Consider the following 25,776-nt stretch of genomic DNA (forward strand, 5'->3'; position numbering starts at 1 on the left):
GATTTTCCTCTAGCTTCGCTTTTCGCGCAGCGTTGTAGCGACGGCGACGAGAATGATAAGGCCACGGACCATCATCTGTTCCGCAACCGTCAGGCCCATCAGGATAAGCCCGTTGTTGAGCATGCCCATCAGCAGCGATCCGATCAGCGCGCCCACGACACTGCCAGTGCCGCCGTTCAATCTTGTGCCGCCGACAATGACGGCCGCGATGACCGTCAGGAGGTCGGAATCGCCGAGCGTATAGCGGGCGCCGTATAGCCGGCCGGCATAGAGCAAGCCCGCGAGCGCGGCACCCATCGCGCTGATGACGAGAACGCCAAGGCGCAGGCGGTCGACGCCGATACCGGCGGCGCGTGCCGCGCGATGATTGTCGCCGGTTGCCAGAACATGCGCGCCGAACTTGCTCTCACGGAAGACAAAATGCCCGGTGATGGTTGCCGCTATCGTCCAGATCACCAGGGACGGAACGCCGAACAGGCTTCCCGCGCCGAACATGCCTGTAAAGGTCGGGTCGGTCACCGGAATGGAGCGAAGATTGGTCAGCCATCGCCCCACGCCGGCCAGCAGCCCCATGGATGCCAGGGTCACCAGAAAGGACGGGAGCCTGAGATAGGCGACAAGCGCACCGTTCATCAAACCGATCGCCGCGCCGGCCGCCAGACCGGCGACGACGCCCAGTTCCCAGACATGGTTCTGCATGGTGACAGCCGCGACGAGCGCCGAAATCGCGACGACCGAGCCGATGGAGAGGTCGATCTCACCAGCCGTGAGGGCAAAGACCATGCCGACCGCCATGACGGTGATGGGCGCGGTCTCCTGCACGATATTGACGAGGTTGGACCGCGTCAGGAAACCGTCACCCTGCAATGCCAGGGCAAAAAACGCGAAGATGGCCAGAAATCCGACATAGACGATGTAGCGGCTGGTATCGAGCCTGGCCAATCTGCCGAGCATGACCCTGGGGCCTTTCTGTTGCGTCACGTCTGACGTCACGACCGCGATCCTATTTAAGCGCGTCGATGACCGATTTCGGTGCCTCGCGATGCAGCGACGCCTCGTAGCCGGCCAGCAGATTGGCTTTGGTGATGGTCATGGCCGGCGCGACAATAAAGCCGGGGCAAGGCTTGCCGAGCAGGCCATAGGCCGCGGCGGTTGCCATGGTACGCCCGAGTTCATAGGTCGCGTCGGCGACGATCGCAGCCACATTGCCGTTCTGGGCCATGTCGAGCGCGATGGGTTCGGACAGATCCAGCGTCACGATCTTTGTATGCTTGTTTCCAGCGGCACGCAGAGCGGCCAGAACACCCTCCGCAGGCTCGGCCCAGGTGACATAGATACCGTCGAGACCGGGCGTCTTCGTCAGCATGGCATTGGCGATGTCTTCGGCATTGGCCGGATCGGAAATGCCCTGCTGCTCGTTGATGGTGATATTCTTGTATTGATCCTCGATGGTGGATTTGAAGGCCTGATCGCGCTGGTTGGTGACGTAATATTGGGCATCATGGAAAATATAGCCGACCTTGCCCTTGTCGCCGATTGCGCTGGCAAGCGCATCGGCCGCGCGACTGCCCATGGCATGCAGGTCGTCGGTCACGATCGCGACGTAATCCTTGCCGGCCTTGTAGCCGTTGGGAACATTGGACAGAAAGACCAGCTTCGTGCCGTCCGCCAGGGCCGGACGGAAGGCCGCGGCCGAGCCGACGGGATCGAGCGGCAGCGACAGGATGACGCTCGGCCGCCGTGCGGTGATCGTCTGCACGTCATCCATCTGCTTCGCCGAGTCAAAGCCTGCATCCGTCGTCGCTATGACCTTGATGCCGAGCTTGGCGAATGTATCGGTCGCACCGGCGGTAACGCCGTTGGTGAAATCGGACGTGGTGTGCCAAACGAAAGCGGCCGTGTAATGACCAGCCTTAAGCTTCGCGATCTCAACCGGCGTGAGAGACAGGGCGCTTGACGGTGTGGCGCTTTCGCCATGCGGTCCGACAGTCGCGGGGGCAGCGGCATAGACCTCAGTCGTGTAAGCAAGACCGAGGAGAATGGCGGCGGTCGCGAGAAGTTTTGAACTCAGTCTTGTCATCCTATCGCTCCTGTTGATTGGTCCAGCCCCTGCGTCAGGCTGTCGTCTGGCCGTAGCTCGCCAAAAAAATCGCGAGGGCCAAAATGCCGTCTGCATAGGCGCCCAGGCTCACACGCTCTTCCAATGTATGGCAATGGACGAAATCGCCCGGCGAGAAATAGACGACAGGCGCGCCGCGCGCGGACAGGAACGGGCCTTCCGACCAGCCGGCGCAGGGGCCGATGCGCCCAGCCGCTGGTACCACGCTGCGGATGGCATCGATCAGCATGCCAATCGCAGGCACAGCCGCGTCCGTGACAAGCGGCGTGCCGCCGATACTGCTGTCGCGTCCCGCTGGATAGCCGAAGGTGACCGTGATGAGATCGTCCGTGATCGCGTTTCGCACGACAGTTTCAAGCCGCTGCCGCTCCACCTCCGCGTCCTCGCCCGGGATCAGCTTGCGGATGAGACTGATGCGACAATCGCCGGGCACGGCAATATAGCCGCCGGCATTGACGCCGGTGACGACCAGGAAGCCGGGCCCGATCATCGGATCCGACCCTGCGGCGCGGATCTCATCCGATAGCTGCCATAGCGCCGTCAGGATGGCATTGCCGGCCTTCAGCGCGTCGACGCCTTGCTCAGGCAAGCCGAAATAGGCTGACTTGCCATTGACCGTTATGTCGCAGATGAAAAACCCCATATGGGCGGTATAGACATCGAGGCTCGACGGTTCGCCGTAGATGGCGAGGTCGGGTATCGGCCATAGGCCGGTATCATAGACCGGCATCAGCGCCTTCATGCCCGCACTGACGCCGGACCCTGGCTCCCCACTCTCCTCATCGCCGACGAAGGCCAGTTGCAGGTTGCAGCTTGGCGCGATGCCCGCGCGGTTGAGAAGGTCGATGGCCGAGAGTGCGGTCGCAATCCCGATCTTCATATCCGCCGTTCCGCGTCCCCAGATCTCCCCATCAACCTCGGTAGCCGCAAAGGCGTTCGCGCGATCGGTTCCAGCCCATCGCTCCTGCCACCCGCGGACATGCACGGTATCCGTGTGACCCACGAGGAGTACCGTGGGCCGGTCCGACGCGATCGAGCGCCTTGCGCGCACATTGAAGCGACCTGTGGCGAAGGCCCATCGCGTGACCTCATCCAGTCCCAGGGTCTGAAGGTCGACTTCCAGCAGCGCCGCGATGTCATCCTCTTGCCCGGTGACGCTCGGGCAATGCACAAGCCGCTTCAGCCGGTCGATGGCGGCATCCGGATCAAGGGCCGCCTTGAGGCGATCTCTCAACATGGTCATCGAACACTCTCCAGCGGGCGGAAGCGACGACACAGGCGCCGCTTCCTTGGTAGGCGAGGATGGGCCGAACTACTCGAAAGCGCGACCCATCCCGGTCATGACGGATTTACGGAATCGCGCCAGCCAGAGTGAATAGAGGACACCGAAGACGATCCATATGCCGACGACATAAGGTACGGCCGTCATGGGGGCGGTGCCACCACCGACCGGAAGGGTCGACATCAGCACGCCCTTCAGCGGCAATAGAAGCAGGAGGGTCGCGATCAGGGGCACAAGCGCATGCTTGATCCAGCTGAATTCCGCGCCGCGGCGGCGATAGAAGGCAAACAGGCTGGCGCAGATCACGATATAGACGAGCACGATCGCAAGCCCCAGCACGGTACCCGCCCAGCCATAGACAGTCATCGGATCCCAGGTGAAGCCGAGAATCAGGGTGAGGGCGAGGGAGAGCGCCATATAAAGAACGGCGGCTTTCGCGGGCACCTGGCGCCCTGAAACCTCCCCAAGCACCGGTGGCAGAACGCGCTCGCGGCCCATGGCGTAAAGGATGCGGATGACGGAGTTGAAACCGGCCAGAAGATTGGCGAAGATCGAGTTCAGCACCACGAGCTGGACGACAATGCCGGCGCCGTGACCCCAAAAGGCGTGAAACAACGGGTCCCAGGGATTGCCGCCTTTGTTGATGGCTCCCAGCACGTCTTTTACATGCGACGGCCCGTAGCCGGTGACGGCCGCCAAGGCGGACACAAGGTAGAAGATACCGATACCGCCCACGCACAGCATCAGCGCGCGAGGGATATTATGCTTGGGGTCGCGGGTTTCTTCACCCATGGTCGCGGCACTTTCGAAGCCGACGAACATCAGGATGAACCACAGCACTGCGGTGCCGATGCCATTCAGGCTGCCGGATGCTGGTGCGCTGGCCGGATTGAACGTCGTCAGGGCAATGCCTTGCCCGCCGCCATGAATAAGAACGGTCAGAAAAAACAGCATCATCACGACAATTTCGACGAGCAGCATGACGATCGCGACTTTGACCGAGACCCCGATACCGCGACAAGCGAGAAACAGGATGAGCGCTGCCACGATCACGGAATAGACAGCCCAGGACAAGCTGATGCCAGTTATCTGGGCCAAGAACTGCGCCAGAAAATAGCCGATTGCGGCCAGCAGCATCGGCGCCAGCATCGCATAGCCGCCGACCAGCAGCCAGCCCGTGACAAATCCGACCTTGGGACCCAGGCCGCGCACGGCAAAGGTATAGGCAAATCCGGCGGTCGGAATTTGCTTTGCGAATTGCGCGATGACGAAGGCGATAAAGAAAGTGGCAACCATGGCCAGGATCAGGGCAAAGCCGATGGCATTGCCGGCATTCTGGATGCCAAGCCCGGTATTGAAATAGACCGAGGTGGCCGGCCCCATGAAAGCGCAGGTCGCGGCAATGGCCCCGAACAGGCTGATAGCATTTTTGCGCAACTCAGCCAAGGAACACCCCCATTAAGTTCGTCACCCTGACGAATTAACAGTGATTTGAATTCCAAACGCAAGACTTAATCATCGCGCCTGCCTGGTCTCACCTGGGATGCCGCACGAAGCCAGACATCAAGGAGCGGCCCCTTTGCGCGAACCGGGGAGCCTTCCTCCAAGGCGTAAGCCTCCGCAGCTTGAAGAGCAGACCCACCGCTTGCGAGGAAACAGCAGGACGGGCAGGGAGCCTATCAAACTTGCAAGCACAGCTAGTCCTGACGGTTCGGATGAAGGACAGGACGCGCGGCATCATCGCTTCGCGAGGCGGCAGCCCGAAACTCCGTCGGGCTTGTTTCGAAGTGTTTACGAAACGCCTTGGCAAAATAATTCGGATCCGCATATCCGCAGGCTGAGGAAATATCCTTCACACTCAGACTGGCATTCGCGAGAAGGCGGCTCGCCAGGCGCATCCGCTCCCGACAGATGAATTCCGCCGGGGCCAGTCCCGTTTCCGCTGCGAACAAACGCGAGAAATGCGCGCGGCTATACCCGGCAACGGCAGCCAAGTCGCTCACATTCAAGGGCTGGTCAAGATTTGTGCGCACATGCCGACAAACACGTTCGACATCATCGCTGTTCGCTTCGGCGCGGATCGCGTGATGACGACCGAGCACGTCATCGACCAAGCACATCAGCACCGCGTAAGCGATGGCGGATAGGGAGCCGACAGCATCCCGATCAGCCGCCCGGTCGCCAAGTTCCAGACAGAAGCCTGCCAGACGATCGATGGTGGCGTGATCGAGGGTCAGCACCGGGCCGGCGGCGCTTTGAATAGCGTAGAGCAGCCGCAATGCCTCCTGGCCGGTCAGCCCGATCCAGAAGAAGGACCAGGTTTCCCCGGCCTCAAGCCAATATCTGTGCGTGTGCGGGATGGTGACCAGCATGGTCTGGCCGGGCGCGACGCGATGGAATTGGCGCCCGAAGCGCAATCGCCCGCAGCCGCTGATCGTATGTTGTAATACGGCGAAAGGGAGCGGCCCGCGTTTCCGCCCGTCGAAACTATAGCCCGGCCCCACGGCCTCTTCGAGGCCGACGGTCGTCGGCATCACATGCAGCCGGCCGCGCCGCCGTGGTGCCGAGACGGTGGTCCGGAAGGCGCCTCGCTCGATGAGTGCGTTCAGCACAATTTTACCCCTCGAAGCACAGCTTTCTTCCTGCGGAACGGGCATGATGTGTGTCAAGTTTGTCTTGCTGACAAGGCGCCCGAAGAGGCTGGCCGAACAAAGAGGGAGGGCTCATGAGCCAAGCATTCAAAATCGCCATCGTCGGCGCCGGCAGCGTGGGCTTCACGCGCACCTTGGTGCGAGACATTCTGAGCGTTCCGGAACTCCAGGAGGTGGAATTCGCGCTGACGGATCTCAACGCTCACAATCTCGATATGATCAAGCAAATCCTGGACCGTATCGTCGCGGTCAGCGGTCTTCCCGCCCGCATTACCGCGACGACCGAGCGCGCGCGGGCGCTGGAGGGAGCACGCTATGTCATCTGTTGTGTCCGCCAAGGCGGGTTGGAGGCGTTCAAAGACGATATCGGTATTCCACTGAAATACGGCGTCGACCAATGCGTGGGTGATACCATCTGCGCGGGCGGTATTATGTATGGCCAGCGTACCATTCCGGCCATTCTGGATTTCTGCAGGGACATCAAGGCCGAAGCTGAAACCGGCGCGCGCCTGCTCAATTATGCTAACCCCATGGCGATGAATACCTGGGCGGCGATCGAGCATGGCGGTGTCGATACCATCGGCCTATGCCACGGTGTCCAGCACGGTTGGCGGCAGATCGCCGAAGTATTGGGTGCGGACAAGCCCGAGGATGTCGAATACATCTGCACGGGGATCAATCATCAAACCTGGTACACGGATATCCGGTTCAAGGGCCGACCGATCGGGCGGGAGGAATTGCTGGCCGGTTTCGAAAGGCACCCTGTCTATTCGCAGCAGGAAAAGCTGCGTATCGATGTGCTGCGCCGCTTCGGCGTCTACTCCACGGAGTCGAACGGTCATCTGTCGGAATACTTGCCCTGGTATCGCAAGCGTCCCGAAGAAACCCGCAAATGGATTGACCTCTCGCAATGGATTCACGGCGAGACAGGCGGCTATCTCCGCATCTGCACGGAGGGTCGTAATTGGTTCGAGGAGGAATTTCCCCGCTATCTTCAGGAAGCCGAGATCGCGGTCGATCCGCAGCGGCGGACGGACGAGCATGCGAGCTATATTATCGAGGCGCTGGAGACCGGGCGCGTCTATCGGGGCCATTTCAACGTTCCGAACAAGGGGCTGGTCGTCAACCTGCCGGCGGATGCCATTGTCGAAACGCCCGGTTTCGTCGACCGTTTCGGGCTCAACATGGTCGCCGGGCTCAAACTGCCCGATGCCTGCGCCGTGCCCTGCATAGCGTCCATCAACGTGCAGCGCCTTGCGGTCAAGGCCGCCGTGACCGGTGATATCGAGACGCTGAAGCTCGCCATGCTGAATGACCCGCTGGTCGGTGCCGTTTGCACGCCTGAGGAGGTCTGGCAGATGACCGATGAGATGGTCGTGGCGCAGGCCCGTTGGCTGCCGCAATATGCGGCGGCAGTGCCGGACGCGAAGCGGCGCTTGTCCGGGGCGCTTATCCCGACGCGGGACTGGGACGGTGCGGCCCGATTGCCGACACGCTCCGTCGCGCAGATGCGCATCGACCGCGCTCAGAAAGCGGAAGGTATGACGCCGGACAAGCAGATCGTGGCGTAAACGGCAAGGCGCTCGGCAGGGCGCCTCCGCGCTGGCCGATGAGGAGGCGTTAGACCTCCGGGCCTCGACCATAAATGGGGAAAAGGAAACCTTCGTGAAAGCTCGCCGATATCGGTGCCATCTGGCCGCGGCTTTTCTGTTCATCGCTGGCGGTTTTGCCAGTGTGCCGGCGCATGCCGCGCCCGTGACGCTCAACTTCTGGGCGGCCTGGGACCCCACCAAAAGCGACGGTATCGACGGGATGAAGCAGATCGCTTTGTTCGAACAATCGCATCCGGACATCAAGGTTAATGTCCAGGTCATCGCTTTCGATGCGCTGCACGACAAGCTTATCACATCCGTGGTGGGCGGCGACGCGCCGGATATATCCTGGGGCCTGGTTGAATGGCTGGGTGAGCTGAACCGGATGGGCGCTCTGCCTGATCTGTCGGCGCAGATGAGCGCCGCGCCTGAGGGTAAGGCGCTCTACCCCAATGCCCTGGCGGCGCTCACGATCGACGGCAAGCTTCGCGCCGTGCCGAATTACATCGGGCTTCGCGCTCTGCTCGTCCATACCGATATGCTCAAGAAGGCGGGGATCGCGGCGCCACCCAAGACCTGGGCGGAACTGCTGGCCGATGCACCGAAAATCAAGGCCGCGACAGGCAAGCCGGCTTTTGGCATCGCGGGCACCGGCGTGCGCACGCCACAGGAACTCGTCATGTTCCTGGCGCAGAACGGCGTGAAGATCGCGGTGCCGACCAAGGACGGCAAGTTCCGCAATGACTGGGCTGACAATCCGGCGGAGATAAAGCGCGCGGCAGAGGTCTTTGCCTTCTATCAAAGCCTGGCGACGACAGGCGCCATCGACCCTGCGGCGGCGGGTTGGGGCTATGATGAGGAAGACAGCGAATTCGCCCAGGGGCGCTATGCCATGGTCGTCGACGGTTCCTGGATGTCCGAGCGGGTCGCGCAGAATCCGAAGGAAATGGCGGATTTGGACATTGTCCCGCCGCCCTACAATACGACACCCGCGACCTTCTTCGAGGTCAATCCCTTCTACATTTTCAAAGGTCCACATGAAGCGGCTGCCTGGCAGCTCGCCCAGTTCATGATCGGCCGCGAATATCAGGGCGCAGTGGACCGTGACCGCTCGCCGCGCATGGATGTCACCGGCGACGGCATCTGGGGCAAAAGCTTCACGGTGCTGACGCCGATCGGCGTCGTCTTCCCGCCGGTGCCCCTCGGCAGCATCACGCAGAGCATGGAGGATTCGGTCGGCCGTGTGTTGCTGAAACACCAGAAGCCGGATGTCGTAGCGGCCTGGCTGGGGCATGCGGTCAATAAGGCCCTGCGCCAGTCCGGCCAGCTGGGCAGCCCATAGGCGCAACATGGGAGCGGTTCAATCAATCGCCCGCGGCCAAGGCATCGCGCAGCGCGCCAAGACGGCTTTGGCGAAAACGCCAAGGCGTCGGCGGCGCCTGCCGCTGATCGCCTGGGTTTTCCTCGTCCCTGTCGCCCTGTTGCTGCTGGCGCTGGTTGCCTATCCCCTGCTGAATGTCGTTTGGGAAAGCGTTCACTACGTCAATCTCACTAACCCGACTGCGACAGGCTTCTCGGGCTTCGACAATTTCGAGACAGTCTTCGAGGATGACAATCTGCTGCCGGCGCTGTGGAATACTGTTCTCTGGACAGTATTCTCGGTGGGTGGGGAATATGTGCTGGGGCTCGCCTCCGCATTGGCCTTAGTAGGCCCCATCCGTGGCGGCGCCATATTCCGCGCCTGCATCATCATTCCCTGGCTGATCCCGATCGTGGTAGCGGGACTTGATTGGAGCTGGATACTCGCACCCGACTATGGTGTGCTCAACCTCTGGCTCGTCCATATCGGTCTGCTCGCTCATCCGGTGGATTGGCTGGGGCAGTTGAATACGGCCCTGCCGACCGTCACGCTCGCCAATGTCTGGCGCACCTTTCCCTTCTATACGATCAGCTTCCTGGCCGCTTTGCAGGCTGTGCCGCCCGAGTTGCATGAGGCGGCGGCCCTGGACGGTGCGCCGGCCTGGAAGCGCTTCTGGCACATTTCCCTGCCGCATCTTCGACCCGTCACCCTCACGCTGGTGACCCTGCATGTGATCTGGACGGCGGTGAATTTCGACTTCATCTGGGTGATGACGGAAGGCGGTCCGCTCAACGCTTCGACCACGCTGCCGATCCTCATCTACCGCTATGCCTTGCAGAATTTCGATGTCGGTGCTGCCTGCGCCCTCGCGGGTATGATGATGTCCGCCATGGCGACGATGTTCTTTCTGTATCGCTACGGGTTTATGGGCCTTGTCCGCGCGCGGGTGCGGCGCCTGAACGCAGGAGACGCATGACATGGCAATGGTCGGCGCACAGGACCGGTTCACGCTGACGGCACGCTACGGCGTCCTCATCGCCTTTTCGGCTTTTTGCCTCTTTCCCTTTCTGTGGATGCTGGACACGGCTTTCAAGCCGATAGACGAGGTGCTGAGCACGACACCGTCCTTCCTGATCCGGCATCCGACCCTCGTCAATTTCGCAACCGTGCTGTTGCACAGTCCTTTCCTGATCTATCTACGCAACAGCATCATCGTCTCGGGTTTCTCGACCCTCGTCACCATGGTGAGTTCGACCTTCTGCGCCTATGTGCTCAGCCGTTGGCCGCGGCAGAGCCCGGTGCGGGTGGTGGCGGGTGCCCTGCTGGCCTCGCAGATGATTCCGGGCGTTCTGCTTCTGGTGCCGCTTTACATGACGATGCGGGATTTGGGTCTGCTCAGCACCTATCTCTCGCTCATTATCGTCTATTGCACCTTCATGGTGCCGCTGGCGGTCTTCATGCTGCGCAGCTTCTTCGACGCCTTGCCGGTGGAGTTGGAGGAGGCGGCCGAACTTGACGGTTGTTCCCGCCCGGCCTTTCTGATCCGCATTTTGCTGCCACTTTCGGTGCCGGGGCTGCTGGCGACAGGTTTGTTCGGTTTCGTCACCGCCTGGAATGAGTTCATGTTCGGATATGTCCTCATCAACGATGACGCCCATCGCACGTTGACTCCTGGCATCATGCTGTTTCGGGGGGCGCATTCGACGGATTGGGGATCTTTGATGGCGGCCTCGGTCCTTACCATACTGCCCGTCGCGGTGAGCTTTCTGTATCTGCAGCGCTTTCTGTCGGGCGGGCTTTCGGTCGGTGCCGTGAAGGGGTGATTCCCGATCATCGTGGGACGCCCATCCGGAGAGCGGCGTGGTCGTTTAGTCAATCCGGTCGCTTTGCCGCTCGACCAGGACAATTGGCCAGAGTTCACCGGCGGGATTTGCCTTGCTGTCCAGGCGAGCGAGAAGAATTTCCGCCAGGCGCCGGCCGAGGGCCACGGTATCCAGGCTGAAACAGGTCAAGGCCGGAACCAGGAATTCCGTCATGGGCGTGTCATGCACCCCGCCGATGACGGCGACATCCTGGCCGCAGCTTAGGCCAAGCTCAGCCAGGCGCCGGTAAATCCCGACCGCCATGCTGCTGTCGATGGCAAGCATCGCGGTCGGGCGAGGAATGACATCCAGTAGCCGGGTGGCGGCAGCATAGCCGCCGGCGGGCGTGACATGGCCTTCTGCCACCAGGGCGCGCTCGAAAGGCAGGCCGGCGGCTTTCAGCGCACGGCGATAGCCCGCAAGGAAGAAGCGCTTCTGCATAAGGCTGTCGGCCGGTATGGCGATGGCAATCCGGCGATGCCCGGCAGCGATGAAGCGCGCGGTGGCAAACTCTCCCGCTTGTTCGAAATCAAGATCGATCCAGGGATGCGGGCCGCCCGAGCGGCTGCGGCCGAGGGCCACGAAGGGGATGCCGACCTCCGCCAGATAGTCCAGTCGCGGGTCCATCGTCCGCGTCCAGGGCAGGATCAGCGCATCGACCTGGCGCTGCTGGATGATGCGGCGCAACCGCGCGAGCGGGTCCGCCGTCGCGCCCGGCTGATCGGGCATGATGACCAGATCATAGCCTCGCGCGCTCAATACCTGCTGGGTGCCGCCGAACAGCGACAGGAAGAAGGGTTCGCCGTACGCCGCACGCCCTTCCGGGATTTCCCAAAGTAGGCCGATATTATGCGTGGCCCCTTTGCGCAGGCTACGGCCGGATTGCTGGGGCACATAGCCGAGTTCGCTGGCCGCGGCGATGACGCGCTTGCGCGTCTCGGGATTGACGTCCGGCTTGTCGTTCAGCGCGCGGGAGACAGTGCCGATAGAAATGCCGAGCCTCGCCGCGAGATCACGAATCCCTGAGGCTCCGGCCTGGGCGTGAGGGATGAGGCTTGGCTTCTTCATGCTGGACACCGCGCAACCTTAGCTTTGTCTTGACTTGCTCACCACTCCGATCATAACGTCGTAAACGTTTACGGACTAGTCTCCGCCCAAGGGCAGAAGAGACGGACGCAAAGGCGAGGGGACGATAGGATGAGTCTGCGTGCGGTTTTGACCGGATGCGGCGCCATGAGCGCGGGATGGATTGACGCTGCCAAACAGATACCTGGCCTGTCGATCGCAGGCTTCGTTGATCTTGATCCGCGGCGTGCGCAGGCTGCGGCGGCCAGTTGGGGCGGCAATGCGCAGACCGGCGCGGATGCGGTCGCGATGATCGACGCGCTGCGCCCGGATATCCTGTTCGACGTAGCGGTGCCGATGGCGCGCCATACGCTCGTCGCGCAGGCGCTAAGCCGCGGTTGCCATGTTTTGACCGAGAAACCGATGGCGGAGACCATGGCGCAGGCGGCCGATCTGCTGGCCAGGGCCAAGGCAGCGGGCCGCATTCATGCCGTGATCCAGAACCGCCGCTATATCGCGCCGATCCGGCGCATTCGGCGGCTTCTCGCGTCCGGCGTGCTGGGCCGTGTCACCAGCCTGCATTGCGACTTTTTTCTCGGGCCGCATTTCGGCGGCTTTCGGGAGGACATGCGTCATGTCCTTCTGCTTGATATGGCAATTCACACTTTCGACGCCGCGCGCTGCCTCTCTGGTCAGGATGCGGAAGCGGTCTATTGCCGCGAATGGAATCCCCCCGGCTCCTGGTTTGCGCACGAGTCTTCGGCAGCCGCTATCTTCGAACTCACCGATGGTGCCGTCTTCACCTATCGCGGCTCCTGGGTCGCGCAGGGTCTCGGCACGAGTTGGGAAAGCGCCTGGCGCATTGTGGGTGAGCGCGGCAGTCTGGTCTGGGATGGGCATGACGATATTCGGGCCGAGATCGTGGGGCCGCCACGCAGCCATCTGTTCGACACCGCGCAATCGGTTGAAATTCCACCACGGGATGCCGAAGACCGTATCGACGGCCATCTCGGCGTGATGCGCGATTTCGTTGCTGCGATTGAGGGCGGCTTACAGCCTGAAACGCGGGGCGAGGACAATATCAAAAGTTTCGCCATGGTCATGGCCGCGATCCGCAGTGCGGAAAGCGGCATGCGCGTGGCGGTTGACGTCTGACGGAAAGGGACCGGGCAATGGACCTGCGCATCGGCACGATGGTGAAGTGCAATCAGGGGGATGTCGGCGCTTATCTGCGTCAGATCCTGCCACATGGTTTTGAGAGCATCGAGCCTTTCTTCTGGCAGAGCCTGGGCGGCGCCGATTTGCCGCGTCTGGCCGGCGAAATCCAGGAGGCGATCGGCGATCGCGATGTCACTATCTCGACCCTCGGCATGTTCGGCAATCCGCTGGAAGACGGGGCACTTGACCGTGCGACGCTGGACGGGTGGAAAGCGCTCATCGACAATGCTCATCTTTTCGGTGCCAAGACGATAGCGGGCTTTACCGGTCGCGTGCGCGGCCGCCCGATCGAGGAGAGCCTGCCGCGGTACAAGGAGGTGTGGGGAGGGCTTGCGCGCCGCGCGGCGGATCGCGGGCTGCGCATCGCTTTCGAGAATTGCGCCATGGACGGCAATTGGGCCTCCGGCGACTGGAATATTGCGCATAATCCGGATGCCTGGGAGTTGATGTTCAATACCTTGCCGGATGAGAATATCGGCCTGGAATGGGAACCCTGCCATCAGATGGTCTATCTCATCGACCCGCTGCCGCAGATTCGCAAATGGGCGCCGCGTATCTTCCATGTCCATGGCAAGGACGCCACCATTCGTTGGCAGGTCATCCGAGAACATGGAATATTTGGAAAACATCCCTTCGTCTTCATGCGCACGCCGGGCTTTGGCGATTCCAACTGGACGGATGTGATTTCGGAACTTCGGCTTGCGGGCTATCGTGGATCGATCGATATCGAGGGCTGGCACGACCCGGTCTATCGCGATGCGCTGGAGATGACAGGGCAGGTGGCAGCCCTTCACCATTTGCAGCTATGCCGTGGCGGCACCATCATTCCCAACCCCGCCTGACGTCAAGCGCCCGCAAAGAGGCGCCCGAACGCAATAACAATTGAGAGGAGGAAGCCCATGTCTCGCCTGAAATGCCTCAGCGCTGGTCTTGTCTGCGCGGTCGCCTTGGGTCTCACTGGTGCCCCCCGCGCGGACGCCGCGCATATCACGCTCAATGTCTGGACCATCGATCTGGAGAGCCAGTATATGTTCCCGCTGGCAAAGCAATTCGAGGCGCTGCATCCGGATATCACCGTGCATGTCAAGCATGTGCAGTTTCAGGACATCAATAACGATCTCGCTCGCGCCTCGATTACCGGTGACGTTCCCGATATCAGCTATATCGACAATCCCTATATCGATCTGTTCGGCTCACGGGGATTGCTGCTCGATCTGGCACCGATGATCGCGCAGTCGAAGATGATCGATCTTTCGAAATTCTACCCCGGACCGCTCGCTGCCGTGAAATATGGCGACAAGATCTACGGCATTCCGCGCGGCGCCAATACTTTGGCACTCTACTACAATGCCGACAAGTTCAAGGCGGCGGGGCTGGATCCCAACAAGCCGCCGCGGACCTGGGCCGAGCTTTACGCCGATGCCAAGACGCTGACCGATCCTGCCAAGCATGTCTATGGTCTCGCTTTCTCGGCAGTCGCGTCGGAGGAAGGGACCTTCCAATTCCTGCCTTGGATTCAAATGGCAGGCGGCGACTATAACCGATTGAATACGCCGAATGACGTGGAAGCGCTGCAATTCTGGCAGAAGCTGATCGACGAGAAGCTTGCTTCCCCGGATACGCTGGTGCGCAGTCAATATGATTCGACCGCCACCTTCAATGCCGGCGACGCCGCCATGGCGATTTCCGGACCCTGGGAATTGCCGCGCATGGCAAAGGACGCGAAGTTTGACTACCGCGTGGCGCTGCTGCCCACCATGACGGCCGGCAGTGCGCATGTCTCGGCCCTCGGCGAAGGGGATAACGTCATCCTTGCGAAATCGCAGCACCCGAAAGAGGCGTTCGAGCTGCTGGAATTCCTCAATAGCAAGATGCCGAGCGTCTGGAACGATTGGGGCTTTCTGCCGGTGGAGCAGGTGACGGTCGATCATCCGAACTGGCCGGCGGATTATGCGCTGTTCCTGCAGGCCTTGCAGACGGCGCGCGTGCGTGGGCCAAGCCCGCATTGGGCCGACATCTCGCAGGCGATCCAGACGGCGGTCCAGGCCGCGCTCACCCATCAGGCGACGGCGGCCCAGGCATTGGCGACCGCGCAGCAATCGGTCGATGCGACGGTCAACCAATAGGCGGGCTGTCATGACCCGGATGATCGCACGCTTCAGGGATGGTTCGAGTTTTGACCTGACGCTGGTCGCGCTGGCACTCGCCTATCTCTTCGTCTTCGCGGCGCTGCCGATGCTCTATACCGTCGTCATGTCGGTGCAGAAGATCGATATGTTCACGTTGGGCACGCTGGCGCGGCCCTTCGTTGGACTGCGCAATTATGCCCATGTGCTCGCCATGCCGGTGGCCTGGCGCGTGGCCACGAATACGGCGATCTTCGTCGTCCTCTCGGTTGTCCTTCAGCTCGTCATTGGCCTCGTGCTTGCCATCTATTTCCGTCAGGATTTCCCTGGGGCTTCGACGCTGCGCGGCCTTTTTCTCGCGGGATGGGTGATGCCGGCGCTGGTCGTCGGCGCCATCTGGCGCTGGCTGCTGGCGGGGGATTTTGGTGTCGTCAATTTCCTGCTGGGCTCACTCGGCCTCATCAAAGGGCATATCTTCTGGATCTCCGATCCGCATGTCGCGCTCTATTCGCTCATCATCGCCAATGTCTGGCTGGGCATTCCGTTCAACATGCTGCTGCTGTCCGTCGGGCTCGCGGCCATTCCGGCGGATGTCTATGAGGCGGCGTCCTTGGACGGCGCCAGTGCGATCCAGCGCTTCCTGTTTGTGACCCTGCCGATGATGCGGGCAACGCTCGGCGCCGTCCTCTCGCTCAGCATTATCTTCACCATGCAGCAATACGATCTCGTCGCGGCACTGACCCAGGGGGGACCGTCCAATGCCTCGAATGTCGCGCAATACTGGTCCTGGCAGCTGTCTTTCGAGACCTATGACATCGCGGGCGGCAGCGTCGTCGCCGTCGTCATGATCCTGGTCGTGATCCTGGTCGCCATCCTTTATGTCCGTTCGACAAGGCTGGAGCAGCAGGCGTGAGCAGGATGAAACGGTCGCTTCTGCTTGGCATCGGTCTGGTGATCACCGGACTCTATCTGTTTCCGCTCTATTGGATGTATGTGAGCGCCCTGAAATCGAGCCAGGATCTGTTTGCCTATCCGCCGCACTTCCTGCCGCATCATATCGTGTGGACTGTCGGTCAGGTTTTCGTCCAGCACGAAATGGCGACCTATCTCACCAATTCCTTCCTCATCGCCGGCGGTGTCACCGTCATCTGCGTCGTGCTGGGCACCGGCTGCGCGCGGGTCTTGGCGCGATACCGCAACCGCTGGGTGGATGTCGCACTCTTTGCCGTCCTGATGACGCAGGTGCTGCCGTCCTCCCTGATGGTGATGCCGCTTTTCGTGGGTTTCAGCGAGGCCGGGCTTCTGCGGACGCCGCGGCTGGCCGTTATTCTGGCGCAAGTCGCCAAGGTGCTGCCCTTCTATATCGTGCTGACACGCGCGAGCCTCAGCCAGATTCCGGCGGAGCTGGAGCTAGCCGCCATGGTGGACGGTGCGTCCCGCATCGGTGCTTTCTTTCGTATCATCCTGCCGCTTGCCCGCAACGGCATTCTGGTGACGGGAATACTCGTGTTCCTGCAAAGCTTCGGCGAATATGTCTATGCGCGCTCGATGATTTCGCAGGATGACTTGCAGACGGCGACCGTGGGCCTATCAGCCTTCCTTGGCCCGAATACCAGCGATTGGAACGGCATGATGACCTATTCGGCGATCTACGTCACACCGATCCTCATCGTCTTTGTGCTGTTGCAGCGCAGAATCGTCAGCGGGCTGACGGCCGGTGCGCTGAAATGATCTCGCATATCAGGATGACGGTGCTAGTCTGGAATGGGTTCAAAAATTGACCGGCAGCCAGCTGGCGGAATGAGGAGCAAACGTATGACGCTGCGCACGATCAAGGGACCGGCGATTTTCCTTGCCCAATTCGCGAGTGATACAGCCCCCTATCATTCTCTGAAGGACATCGCGCATTGGGCTGCGGATCTCGGCTATAAGGGCGTGCAGATCCCGTCCTGGGACGCGAGGCTGTTTGATCTTGCGCGCGCCGCCGACAGCAAGACCTATTGTGATGAGGTGAAGGGCATTCTGGCGCAATCCGGCGTCGAACTTACGGAACTGTCGACACATCTGCAGGGCCAGCTGGTTGCGGTTCACCCTGCCTATGATCATGCTTTTGACGGTTTCGCGCCGGTGGCGCTGCACGGCAATCCGACAGCACGGCAGGCCTGGGCCGTGGATCAGCTGAAGCTCGCCGCCCGCGCGTCTCGCAATCTTGGTCTCACCGCCCATGCCACCTTTTCAGGCGGGTTGGCCTGGCCCTTTCTCTATCCCTGGCCGCAGCGTCCAGCCGGCCTAATCGAGACCGCCTTCGATGAACTCGCCCGCCGTTGGCATCCGATTCTCGATGCCTTCGACGAGGCCGGGGTCGATCTTTGCTACGAAATCCATCCCGGCGAGGATCTGCATGACGGCGTGACCTATGAGATGTTTCTGGAACGCGTCGGCAATCATCCGCGTGCCAATCTGCTGTATGATCCCAGCCATTTCGTGCTGCAGCAGCTCGATTATCTCGATTACATCGATATCTATCACGAGCGTATCCGCATGTTTCACGTCAAGGATGCGGAGTTCAACCCGACCGGTCGCCAGGGCGTTTATTCCGGTTTCCAGCCCTGGGTGCAGCGGGCCGGGCGATTCCGTTCGCTCGGCGACGGGCAGGTCGATTTCGGGGGAATCTTCTCCAAACTCTCGCAATACGGGTTCGATGGCTGGGCCGTGCTGGAATGGGAATGCTGCATCAAGGACAGCGAACAAGGGGCGGCGGAAGGCGCACCTTTCATCGCGAACCATATCATCCAAGTGGCTTCGCGCGCCTTCGATGATTTCGCGGCGAGCGGTGTGGATCAAGCGATGAATTATCGCATCCTCGGCCTCTGACCATCCCGCCCCATTCAAGGAAACAGATCATGCCGGATTCCAATCCCGCATCGCATAAGCGCATTCGCCTTGGTATGGTGGGCGGCGGCCAGGGCGCCTTTATCGGCGCCGTTCACCGCATGGCGGCGCGTCTCGACGACCAGTTCACCCTGGTCGCCGGCGCCTTGTCCTCCGACCCTGCGCGCACCGCGCTCTCCGCCGCCGAACTCGGCATCGCCCCCGATCGCGCTTATGCTAATTTCGAGGCCATGGCGGCAGCGGAGGCAGCCCGGCCGGACGGGATCGAAGCGGTTGCGATCGTCACCCCGAACCATCTTCACGTGGCGCCGGCCATGGCCTTCCTGAAGGCGGGCATCCATGTCATCTGCGACAAGCCGCTGGCTTTGAACCTGGAGGAAGCGCAGTCGCTCGCCGCGGTTGCACGCACCAGCAAGAAGCTTTTCATCCTCACGCATAATTATACCGGCCATCCCATGGTGCGGCAGGCGCGGTCCATGGTCGCGCAGGGCCTGTTGGGCGATATCCGTGTCGTCAATGCGGAATATGTGCAGGACTGGCTGACCCAGAATATCGAAGCCTCGGGCCAGAAGCAGGCGGATTGGCGGACCGATCCGGCGCGGTCCGGCGCCGGCGGCGCGGTGGGCGATATCGGCACCCATGCCTTCAACCTGCTGTGCTTTGTCACTGGTTTGCAGCCGCAATCGCTCTGCGCGGAACTCAGCCGTTTCGTCCCCGGGCGTCGGCTGGATGACGATGTGCAGATCCTGCTGCGGTTCGAGGGCGGCGCGCGGGGCATGCTATGGGCGAGCCAGGTCGCCCCCGGCAATGAGAATGCGCTGCGTCTGCGGGTCTATGGCAGCAAGGGCGGGCTGGAATGGTCGCAGGAGGAGCCGAACCATCTGTGGTTCACGCCCTTTGGGGAGCCCAAGCGTCTGCTGACCCGTGCCGGCGCCGGGGCTGGGCCAGACGCCGCGCGGGTCTCTCGCATCCCTGCCGGCCACCCGGAAGGCTATCTTGAGGCTTTCGCGACGATCTATGCGGAAGCGGCAAAGGCTATCCGCGCGGCGGAGCGTGGAGAAGCCAAGCCCGACGACGTTCTGTATCCGACCATCGAGGACGGGCTTGCGGGCATGCGGTTCATCACGGCTGCGGTTGCGTCATCCGCAGCCGGCGGCGTCTGGCAGCCTTTCCCCGAGGTTTGACCTCTCCTTAGAGCAGATCACAGTCAGATGGAATCATCTGCCTGTGTGAAGATGCTCGCAAAAACAATAATCTACAGCGGTATCTGCGAGCGCAAGCGAGCAGGAAACGCTCTAGTCGCGCGCGGCCCATAGCATGCCGCGCCGCAGGATTTCGCGCATCTCCGGATGCGTGAATTCTGCTGCCACATGGCCGAGCGCGGAATAGAACACACGCCCCGCGCCGTGCCGGCGCTTCCAAACGACCGGCATGACCGTGCCATCGATCCAGGATGCGTGATCACCGGTGAAGCGGGTGGTGGCAAGCACTTCGTTCGATGGATCGACATGCATGTAATACTGCTCCGAGCGATAGGCGAAGCTTGATGGCAGGCCTTGCATGATCGGGTCCTCGGGCTTCGTGATCTCGACCGTATAATCGATGATATTGCCGGGATGGGCGACCCATTGGCCACCGACCATGAACTGGTATTCGACCGCCTCACGGAAGGCATCGGCCATGCCGCCATGAAAACCGGCGAGGCCGGCGCCGCCCTGTACGGCGCGCGTCAGATTGTCCAATTCCTCCTTCTCGATTTTCGACATGGTGAAGATCGGCACGATGAGGGAGAGTTCCGCGATGGACGGGTCGGCGAAAGCCTCCGTCGTATTCTCAAGATAGGTCTTGAAGCCGGCCTCCTGCAGCAGATCCGCGACAACGGCAGCGCATTGCTCGGGCTCGTGCCCGGCCCAGCCGCCCCAGACGATCAAGGCTTCCCGCATTGTCTTTTTCCTTGTCAAATACCGTGGGTCGGCATGGGCGCCGGCCGTTCGACCGTGCTGGCGATGGTGACGAATTGCCCGCTGGCGGAGGAGCGCTCGAACGCTTCCATCACCTCCAGCACGTGATAGGCCATGGCACCGCTGGCGCGGTGCGGCCGGTCTTCCAGAATGGCTTGGGCCATGTCGGCGACGCCGAGGATGCGGTAATTGCCATCGCCATAGGCGTGACGGGTCTCGACCGCCGTCCAATCGCCGCCGGTACTGGCCAGTTCGATCTCACCGCCGAAATGGTTCGGATCAGGGATGATCATGCTCCCCTCGGTGCCGTAAAGTTCCAGCGGCAGATGCTTATGCTTCGGCACGTCGAAGCTCATGGCGATGGAGATGACGGCGCCCGAGACGAAATGCAGCGTGCCGGCGACATGGGTTGGGACTTCAACCGCAATAGACTGTCCGGCCAGCGGTTCGCTGGTAATTACGCGGCTGTCGCGCATCATGGTGGTAACGCCTGCGACACGGGCGACCGGGCCCAAAAGATTGACCAGGCTTGTGATGTAATAGGGGCCCATGTCGAGCATCGGGCCGCCGCCGGACTGGTAATAGAAGGCCGGCGCCGGGTGCCAGCGCTCGTGCCCTGGGCATAGGAAGAAGGCCGTGCCGCCCACCGGCCGGCCGATCGCACCTTCATCCAGCAGGGCGCGGCAGGTTTGCTGGCCGCCGCCCAGAAAGGTATCCGGCGCACAGCCCAGCCGCCGACCTGCGTTTTCTGCCGCGTCAAGCAGGCGCTTCGCTTCTTCAGTTGTCACACCGAGCGGTTTCTCCGAATAGACATGCTTGCCCGCGGCCAGCACGCGCAGTCCGACGTCGACATGCACAAGGGGAATGGTGAGATTGATGACGATGTCGATGCTAGGATCAGCCAGCATCGCCTCGACCGTCATTGCGGGGACATCGAATTCCGCGCTGCGCGCTTCTGCCGCCGCGCTATTCACATCGGCGAGGCCGCGTAAGGCCAGCACCGGAAAATTGCCGGCGGCCTTGAGATAGGCTGCGCTGATCGTGCCGCAGCCTATAATTCCGATACCGAGTTGCTTCGTCATTTTTTTCTTTTGTCCTCCCTTAAGCGCCGCTGTCAGCCTGTGCGCGCGGGTCCCGTCGTGTTCCAAGGTGCGCCGTAGAGCTCACGCAAGGTGAGCGCCGCCGCGCCGCGTGCCCAGGAATCCTCGCTCCAACGATGGACGACGAGGTCCGGAACCGGCGCGTAGCTGACCGGCAGATGGGCGCGGAAGCGTTCGCTCAGGCTTTCCAGCAGAACGTCGCCGCTGCTGACGGCTTCTCCCGCCAGCACCACCATGCGTGGCGCGAACAGCAGCACGAGATTGGCGATGGCGAAGCCGAGTGCGGCACCGGCTTCCCGCAAAATTCCGATGATCTTCGGGTCCCCGGCATCCGCCGCAGCGCGCAAGGTCGCGATGCCGCGCCCCGCGCGAAAGGCCGCGCGCTGCTGCGGCCCGTCCAGAATCGCTTCCGCGCGGCGCAGAATGGCGGCGGCGGAGGCGATATCCCGCAGGCAGGCCGGCGTTTCGGAATTCAGTTGCAGGCTATCCAGATCCGGCCCCAGGCCATTGGCGCCGCGATACAGCTCCCCGCGCACCATGACACCAAGGCCGAGCGTATGTTCAATGCTGACGACCAGGAAATCCTCCAGCCCGCGCGCTTCCCCGAACCAGCTTTCGGCCATGGTGATGAGGTTGATGTCGCTTTCGATGACGGTCGCGATGCCGAGGCGTTCTTGAAGATGACCGGCCAGCGGAAGGTTGGATTCCGAAAAAATCGGGCTGGACTGGCAGATGCCGGTTGCGCGGTCCACCCGGCCGGGCAGGCCGACGCAGAGGCCAGCGATTTTCTCGATCGGCAGGCCGGCATCAGCGATGCAGCGCTGCACGCCGTCTTCGATAAGATCTGCAATGACCGAGACCGGCTGGCGGCTGATGCGGATGGGCAAGGTCAGGCTCGCCAAGGTCTCAGCGCAGAAATCGGTGGTCGCGACCGTGATATGGTCGGGGGTGAGCTTGGCGCCGACGACATAAGCGGCATGGGGGTTCAGCTCCAGCAGCACCCGCGGGCGGCCACGGGCCATATCGGTCATTGGCTCGCGCAGGGTGCCGAGCGCGCGGGGGACTACCAGCCCGTCGTCGAGCAATGCGGCGGTAATGGCGGAAACGGTGGTCGGACTAAGCTGGGTGAGGTCTGAAATCTCGACCCGCGCGATAGGGCCCGCGCGGCGGATGGCATCCATCACATGGAAGCGGTTGATGGCCCGCATCAGTTCGGGATCGGCGGTTTTCATCGTGGTCCGGATTAAGTCCCGCGAATGGCTTAGCTGTCAACGTGCCATTTCGTGATTTGATCGAGGCGTTTACGCATTGCACTTGACAGTTTTGCGGAAGGCGGGTCAGAATTAATACGCGTCACAAAAAAATAGCGCGATCATCGCGCAGATTGCCGGGGAAATGTCATGCTCAAGGCTATGATCGGCGTAGTTTCGCTTGGTGTAAGCTTGCTCGCGTCCACGGCCATCGTGCAGGCCAAGACCGTCATCACCGTTCTGCATGAGGAGACCAATCCGGCGACGGTCGGCCTTTGGACGCATATCGCTGCCAACTATGAAAAAGCCCATCCCGATGTCGTCGTGCAATTCCAGTATCTGGAAAACGAGGCCTATAAGGCCAAGCTGCCGACCATGCTGCAAAGCAGCGACCGGCCGGATATCATCTGGAGCTGGGCGGGCGGCGTGATGCACGCCCAGATCGATGCCGGCTATCTGCGCCCGCTCGGTGCGGCCGCACTGGCCGTTCTGCCGAAGATGGTGCCGGCGGATGCCGCGGCCTATGACGTCGACGGCAAATATTACGGCCTGCCGATTCTGACCGATGACGTCTGCTTTTTCTATAACAAGCAGCTCTTTGCCAAGGCCGGGGTCGATGCCAGCCAGATCAAGACCTGGGACGATCTTCTGGCGGCCGTCAAAAAAATAAAGGCGGCCGGGATCACCCCGATTGCGGTCGGTGCGGGCGAGAAATGGCCGATGCATTTCTATTGGGCCTATCTCGCCATGCGTGAAGGCGGCGGCGATATCATCGCGCAGGCGCAGGCCGGCAAGAACGGTGCATTCGCAGGTCCCGCTTTTGTCGCGGCCGGGGAGCGCCTGCAGGAATTGGCCAAGCTGCAGCCCTTCCAGGCCGGCTATGTCGGCACGCTTGCACTGCAGGCGGACGGTATGTTCGGTGACGGCAAGGCGGCCATGGAGCTCATGGGCAATTGGCTGCTGGGAACCCAGGCCGGCAACGCGGCAGACGGAAAAGGCTTGGCGCTGTCCGATATCGGCGTTTTCGGCTTCCCGACGATCCCGAATACGCCCGGCCGAGCGAGTGACGAACTCGGCGGCGTCAACGGCTGGCTGGTGACGAAAAGCGCGCCACCCGCGGCTGACGATTTTCTGGCCTTCTTCTATCAGCCGAAATACCAGCAGGAGGCGGCGGCTTCCGGTATCTATATCCCGGCGCTGGCCGGCACCAGTTCCGCCATTTCCAACCCCCTGGTGCAGCAGATCGCCGGTTGGCTGGACAAAGCCAGCACCCTGCAGATTTTCTTTGATCAGGCGCTTGGGCCATCGGTCGGTCGTGTCGTCAACGACGCTTCGGTCGCGGTCGCGGCAGGGCAGATGACGCCCAAGGCGGCAGCGCAGTCCGTGCAGCAGGCATGGGACGACGAACAGCAATAGGGCAGAACGGCGAGGGGAGGCAGCGATGGCGAGCATAGTACAAGGCATGCGCCGGGATAATGGCGCGCTCCTCACGGTTCTGCTGTTTGTGCCGCCGGCTGTGCTGCTGTTCACGATCTTCGTTATCCTGCCATTGGGACAGGCAGCCTGGTTCAGCCTCTTCAAATGGAACGGCCTCGGCTGGCCGCATGATTTCATCGGCCTGCAGAATTACGGACGACTTCTGCAGTCATCGAACTTCCGCACCGCCTTTTGCAACAATCTGCTGATCATCGTCTTTTCCATCGCCATCCAACTGCCGCTCGGCCTCGGCATGGCCTTGCTGCTGGCCCGTCGCGCCTGGGGTTCGGTCGCCTTCCGACTGATCTTTTTCCTGCCCTATGTCCTGGCCGATGTCGCGGCCGGCCTTATCTTTCGCTTCATTTTCGATGGCAATTATGGGCCGATTTCATCGCTCATCCAAGCCATGGGCGGGCAGCCGCTATTCATGCTGGCAGACCCGAATCTTGCCTTCACGGCCATCATCATCGTCGTCGTGTGGAAATATTTCGGCTTTCACATGATGCTTTATATCGCGGGCCTCCAGGGGATCGATCGTCAGCTATACGAAGCGGCCGAGATTGACGGCGCCAATGCCCGCCAGCGCTTCGTCTCCATTACCCTGCCGCAGCTGGCACCGATGCTGAAACTCTCGGTCTTCTTCTCCGTCATCGGTGCGTTGCAGCTATTCGACATGATCATCCCGCTGACGGGCGGTGGGCCTTTCGAAAAGACCAATACCATGGTCACGTTCATGTACAGCTTCGGCATCACGCGCATGCGGGTAGGCTATGGCTCGGCCGTCGGCGTTATTCTGTTTCTTGTCTGCGTGATTTTTGCCTTGTTCTATCAGCGGATTTTGATGCGAGATGAGTGATTTGTCTCTCAGCCGGACGCGTGCAAACCGGATGGCGGATCGTGACGCCGATCGCGCAGGGGCGCAAACCTCCCGCCGCGCGGGACAACGCCGATTTGCCATCTGGCGCGCGGCGATCCTGATCATTATGGCCGGCATCGTGTTGATGCCGCTTGGCGCCACGCTGCTCGGTGGTTTCAAGACCGTCGGGGAATTGCGTACCAATCCGCTCGGCCTGCCGCGAGTCTGGCTCTGGCATAATTATTGGGACATTCTGGCGAGCCTGCGTTACTGGCGCGTGCTGGGCAATTCGCTGCTCATTGCGAGCCTGACGGTGGTGCTTACCCTGGCACTTGCCGCGACGGCCGCTTTCGCCTTCGCCCATCTGCGTTTCTTCGGGCGCAAATTCCTCTTCAACTATCTGGTGCTGGGGCTGATGTTCCCGGCCGCTGCCGCCATTCTGCCCTTGTTCATCCGGGTGCGGCAGCTGGGGCTGGTGGACACGCCCTGGGGCGTCATTCTGCCGCAGGTCGCCTTCGGCCTCGCCATGGCCGTGCTGCTGCTGCGCAACGCCTTCCGCCAATTGCCGACGGAGCTGCTGGACGCAGCGCTGGTCGACGGTTGCAGCTATATCCGCTACTTCACGCATATCACGCTGCCGCTGTCCCGGCCGATCCTGTCGACCGTCGGCGTCATCGCCTTCGTCGGCAGCTGGAACAATTACCTCGTCCCGCTCATCATGCTCGACAGTAATTCTCTCTTCCCTTGGCCGCTTGGGCTGATGGATTACCAGGGTGAGTATTCGACCGCCTGGCAACTGGTGCTGGCCTTCATCACCCTGACCATCCTGCCCGCGATCCTCATGTTCCTGCTGGCGCAGCGATATATCGTGGAGGGGCTGACGGCCGGCGCGGTGAAGGGCTAGGTTGAACACCTCATCATATCATTGATTTTGCTGTTCTGTTTTGATTGTCTGTGCGTGTCGGT

Annotated in this window: 23 protein-coding genes; 14 read left to right on the forward strand and 9 right to left on the reverse strand. The window is 61.6% G+C overall.

From position 1 onward, the window contains the following. Positions 1–9 precede the first annotated feature (9 nt). From ACELLULO517_RS14435 to ACELLULO517_RS14455, 5 genes are all read right to left on the reverse strand, one after another. On the reverse strand, positions 10–993 hold the full coding sequence (locus ACELLULO517_RS14435; protein ID WP_227308111.1) for an ABC transporter permease: 984 nt from the start codon (positions 991–993) through the stop codon (positions 10–12). Positions 994–1,003: 10 nt separating this feature from the next. Next, on the reverse strand, positions 1,004–2,080 hold the full coding sequence (locus ACELLULO517_RS14440) for a substrate-binding domain-containing protein (protein ID WP_227308112.1): 1,077 nt from the start codon (positions 2,078–2,080) through the stop codon (positions 1,004–1,006). A 34-nt stretch (positions 2,081–2,114) separates the two neighbouring features. Continuing rightward, a complete protein-coding gene (locus tag ACELLULO517_RS14445) occupies positions 2,115–3,362 on the reverse strand; it encodes a M20 family metallopeptidase (protein ID WP_227308113.1) in 1,248 nt (415 codons plus the stop codon). A 69-nt stretch (positions 3,363–3,431) separates the two neighbouring features. Next, positions 3,432–4,847 (reverse strand): APC family permease, encoded by a 1,416-nt coding sequence (locus tag ACELLULO517_RS14450; RefSeq protein ID WP_227308114.1) that lies wholly within the window; start codon positions 4,845–4,847, stop codon positions 3,432–3,434. Positions 4,848–5,098: 251 nt separating this feature from the next. Beyond that, the gene (locus ACELLULO517_RS14455) at positions 5,099–6,013 is read right to left on the reverse strand and encodes a helix-turn-helix transcriptional regulator (RefSeq protein ID WP_227308115.1); all 915 of its coding nucleotides are present in this window, start codon (positions 6,011–6,013) and stop codon (positions 5,099–5,101) included. A gap of 113 nt (positions 6,014–6,126) precedes the next feature. Here ACELLULO517_RS14455 and melA point away from each other — a divergent pair, with 113 nt between their 5' ends. From melA to ACELLULO517_RS14475, 4 genes are all read left to right on the forward strand, one after another. Then, on the forward strand, positions 6,127–7,623 hold the full coding sequence (gene melA / locus ACELLULO517_RS14460; RefSeq protein WP_227308116.1) for an alpha-glucosidase/alpha-galactosidase: 1,497 nt from the start codon (positions 6,127–6,129) through the stop codon (positions 7,621–7,623). A 94-nt stretch (positions 7,624–7,717) separates the two neighbouring features. Beyond that, a complete protein-coding gene (locus ACELLULO517_RS14465; RefSeq protein WP_227308117.1) occupies positions 7,718–8,986 on the forward strand; it encodes an ABC transporter substrate-binding protein in 1,269 nt (422 codons plus the stop codon). A gap of 7 nt (positions 8,987–8,993) precedes the next feature. Beyond that, positions 8,994–9,980, forward strand: coding sequence for a carbohydrate ABC transporter permease (locus ACELLULO517_RS14470; RefSeq protein WP_227308118.1), 987 nt, complete (start codon positions 8,994–8,996; stop codon positions 9,978–9,980). A 1-nt stretch (position 9,981) separates the two neighbouring features. Then, on the forward strand, positions 9,982–10,827 hold the full coding sequence (locus ACELLULO517_RS14475; RefSeq protein WP_227308119.1) for a carbohydrate ABC transporter permease: 846 nt from the start codon (positions 9,982–9,984) through the stop codon (positions 10,825–10,827). Between the two features lie 45 nt (positions 10,828–10,872). Here ACELLULO517_RS14475 and ACELLULO517_RS14480 read toward each other — a convergent pair whose 3' ends face one another. Continuing rightward, a complete protein-coding gene (locus tag ACELLULO517_RS14480; RefSeq protein WP_227308120.1) occupies positions 10,873–11,934 on the reverse strand; it encodes a LacI family DNA-binding transcriptional regulator in 1,062 nt (353 codons plus the stop codon). A 129-nt stretch (positions 11,935–12,063) separates the two neighbouring features. Between ACELLULO517_RS14480 and ACELLULO517_RS14485 the strand changes: the two genes are divergently transcribed. From ACELLULO517_RS14485 to ACELLULO517_RS14515, 7 genes are all read left to right on the forward strand, one after another. Further along, the gene (locus ACELLULO517_RS14485; protein WP_227308121.1) at positions 12,064–13,086 is read left to right on the forward strand and encodes a Gfo/Idh/MocA family protein; all 1,023 of its coding nucleotides are present in this window, start codon (positions 12,064–12,066) and stop codon (positions 13,084–13,086) included. Positions 13,087–13,103: 17 nt separating this feature from the next. After that, a complete protein-coding gene (locus ACELLULO517_RS14490) occupies positions 13,104–13,991 on the forward strand; it encodes a sugar phosphate isomerase/epimerase family protein (protein ID WP_227308122.1) in 888 nt (295 codons plus the stop codon). Positions 13,992–14,048: 57 nt separating this feature from the next. Then, positions 14,049–15,275, forward strand: coding sequence for an ABC transporter substrate-binding protein (locus ACELLULO517_RS14495; RefSeq protein WP_227308123.1), 1,227 nt, complete (start codon positions 14,049–14,051; stop codon positions 15,273–15,275). A gap of 10 nt (positions 15,276–15,285) precedes the next feature. Beyond that, the gene (locus ACELLULO517_RS14500; protein ID WP_227308124.1) at positions 15,286–16,188 is read left to right on the forward strand and encodes a carbohydrate ABC transporter permease; all 903 of its coding nucleotides are present in this window, start codon (positions 15,286–15,288) and stop codon (positions 16,186–16,188) included. A gap of 5 nt (positions 16,189–16,193) precedes the next feature. Further along, the gene (locus ACELLULO517_RS14505; RefSeq protein WP_227308125.1) at positions 16,194–17,006 is read left to right on the forward strand and encodes a carbohydrate ABC transporter permease; all 813 of its coding nucleotides are present in this window, start codon (positions 16,194–16,196) and stop codon (positions 17,004–17,006) included. An 84-nt stretch (positions 17,007–17,090) separates the two neighbouring features. Continuing rightward, positions 17,091–18,149, forward strand: coding sequence for a sugar phosphate isomerase/epimerase family protein (locus ACELLULO517_RS14510; RefSeq protein ID WP_456304391.1), 1,059 nt, complete (start codon positions 17,091–17,093; stop codon positions 18,147–18,149). Positions 18,150–18,178: 29 nt separating this feature from the next. Further along, the gene (locus ACELLULO517_RS14515; RefSeq protein ID WP_227308126.1) at positions 18,179–19,351 is read left to right on the forward strand and encodes a Gfo/Idh/MocA family protein; all 1,173 of its coding nucleotides are present in this window, start codon (positions 18,179–18,181) and stop codon (positions 19,349–19,351) included. A 111-nt stretch (positions 19,352–19,462) separates the two neighbouring features. Here the strand turns inward: ACELLULO517_RS14515 and ACELLULO517_RS14520 are convergent, their stop codons facing one another. From ACELLULO517_RS14520 to ACELLULO517_RS14530, 3 genes are read right to left on the reverse strand one after another with little or no spacing between them, the layout of a single operon-like run. Further along, entirely contained in the window at positions 19,463–20,110 is a 648-nt protein-coding gene (locus ACELLULO517_RS14520) for a ThuA domain-containing protein (RefSeq protein ID WP_227308127.1), read from the reverse strand. A gap of 14 nt (positions 20,111–20,124) precedes the next feature. After that, entirely contained in the window at positions 20,125–21,210 is a 1,086-nt protein-coding gene (locus ACELLULO517_RS14525) for a Gfo/Idh/MocA family protein (protein WP_227308128.1), read from the reverse strand. A 32-nt stretch (positions 21,211–21,242) separates the two neighbouring features. After that, positions 21,243–22,460 (reverse strand): ROK family transcriptional regulator, encoded by a 1,218-nt coding sequence (locus ACELLULO517_RS14530; RefSeq protein WP_227308129.1) that lies wholly within the window; start codon positions 22,458–22,460, stop codon positions 21,243–21,245. Positions 22,461–22,628: 168 nt separating this feature from the next. Between ACELLULO517_RS14530 and ACELLULO517_RS14535 the strand changes: the two genes are divergently transcribed. Genes ACELLULO517_RS14535 through ACELLULO517_RS14545 form a run of 3 tightly spaced genes read left to right on the forward strand, consistent with a single transcriptional unit; the run spans position 22,629 to position 25,714 of the window. Further along, the gene (locus tag ACELLULO517_RS14535; RefSeq protein ID WP_227308130.1) at positions 22,629–23,894 is read left to right on the forward strand and encodes an extracellular solute-binding protein; all 1,266 of its coding nucleotides are present in this window, start codon (positions 22,629–22,631) and stop codon (positions 23,892–23,894) included. A gap of 25 nt (positions 23,895–23,919) precedes the next feature. Next, positions 23,920–24,810 (forward strand): carbohydrate ABC transporter permease, encoded by an 891-nt coding sequence (locus ACELLULO517_RS14540; RefSeq protein ID WP_227308131.1) that lies wholly within the window; start codon positions 23,920–23,922, stop codon positions 24,808–24,810. Beyond that, positions 24,803–25,714 (forward strand): carbohydrate ABC transporter permease, encoded by a 912-nt coding sequence (locus ACELLULO517_RS14545; protein ID WP_227308132.1) that lies wholly within the window; start codon positions 24,803–24,805, stop codon positions 25,712–25,714. Before ACELLULO517_RS14540 ends, ACELLULO517_RS14545 begins: the two co-directional genes overlap by 8 nt. The last annotated feature ends 62 nt before the right edge of the window (positions 25,715–25,776 follow it).

Origin of the sequence: Acidisoma cellulosilyticum (assembly GCF_020621385.1) — a bacterium.
GTDB lineage: Bacteria > Pseudomonadota > Alphaproteobacteria > Acetobacterales > Acetobacteraceae > Acidisoma > Acidisoma cellulosilyticum.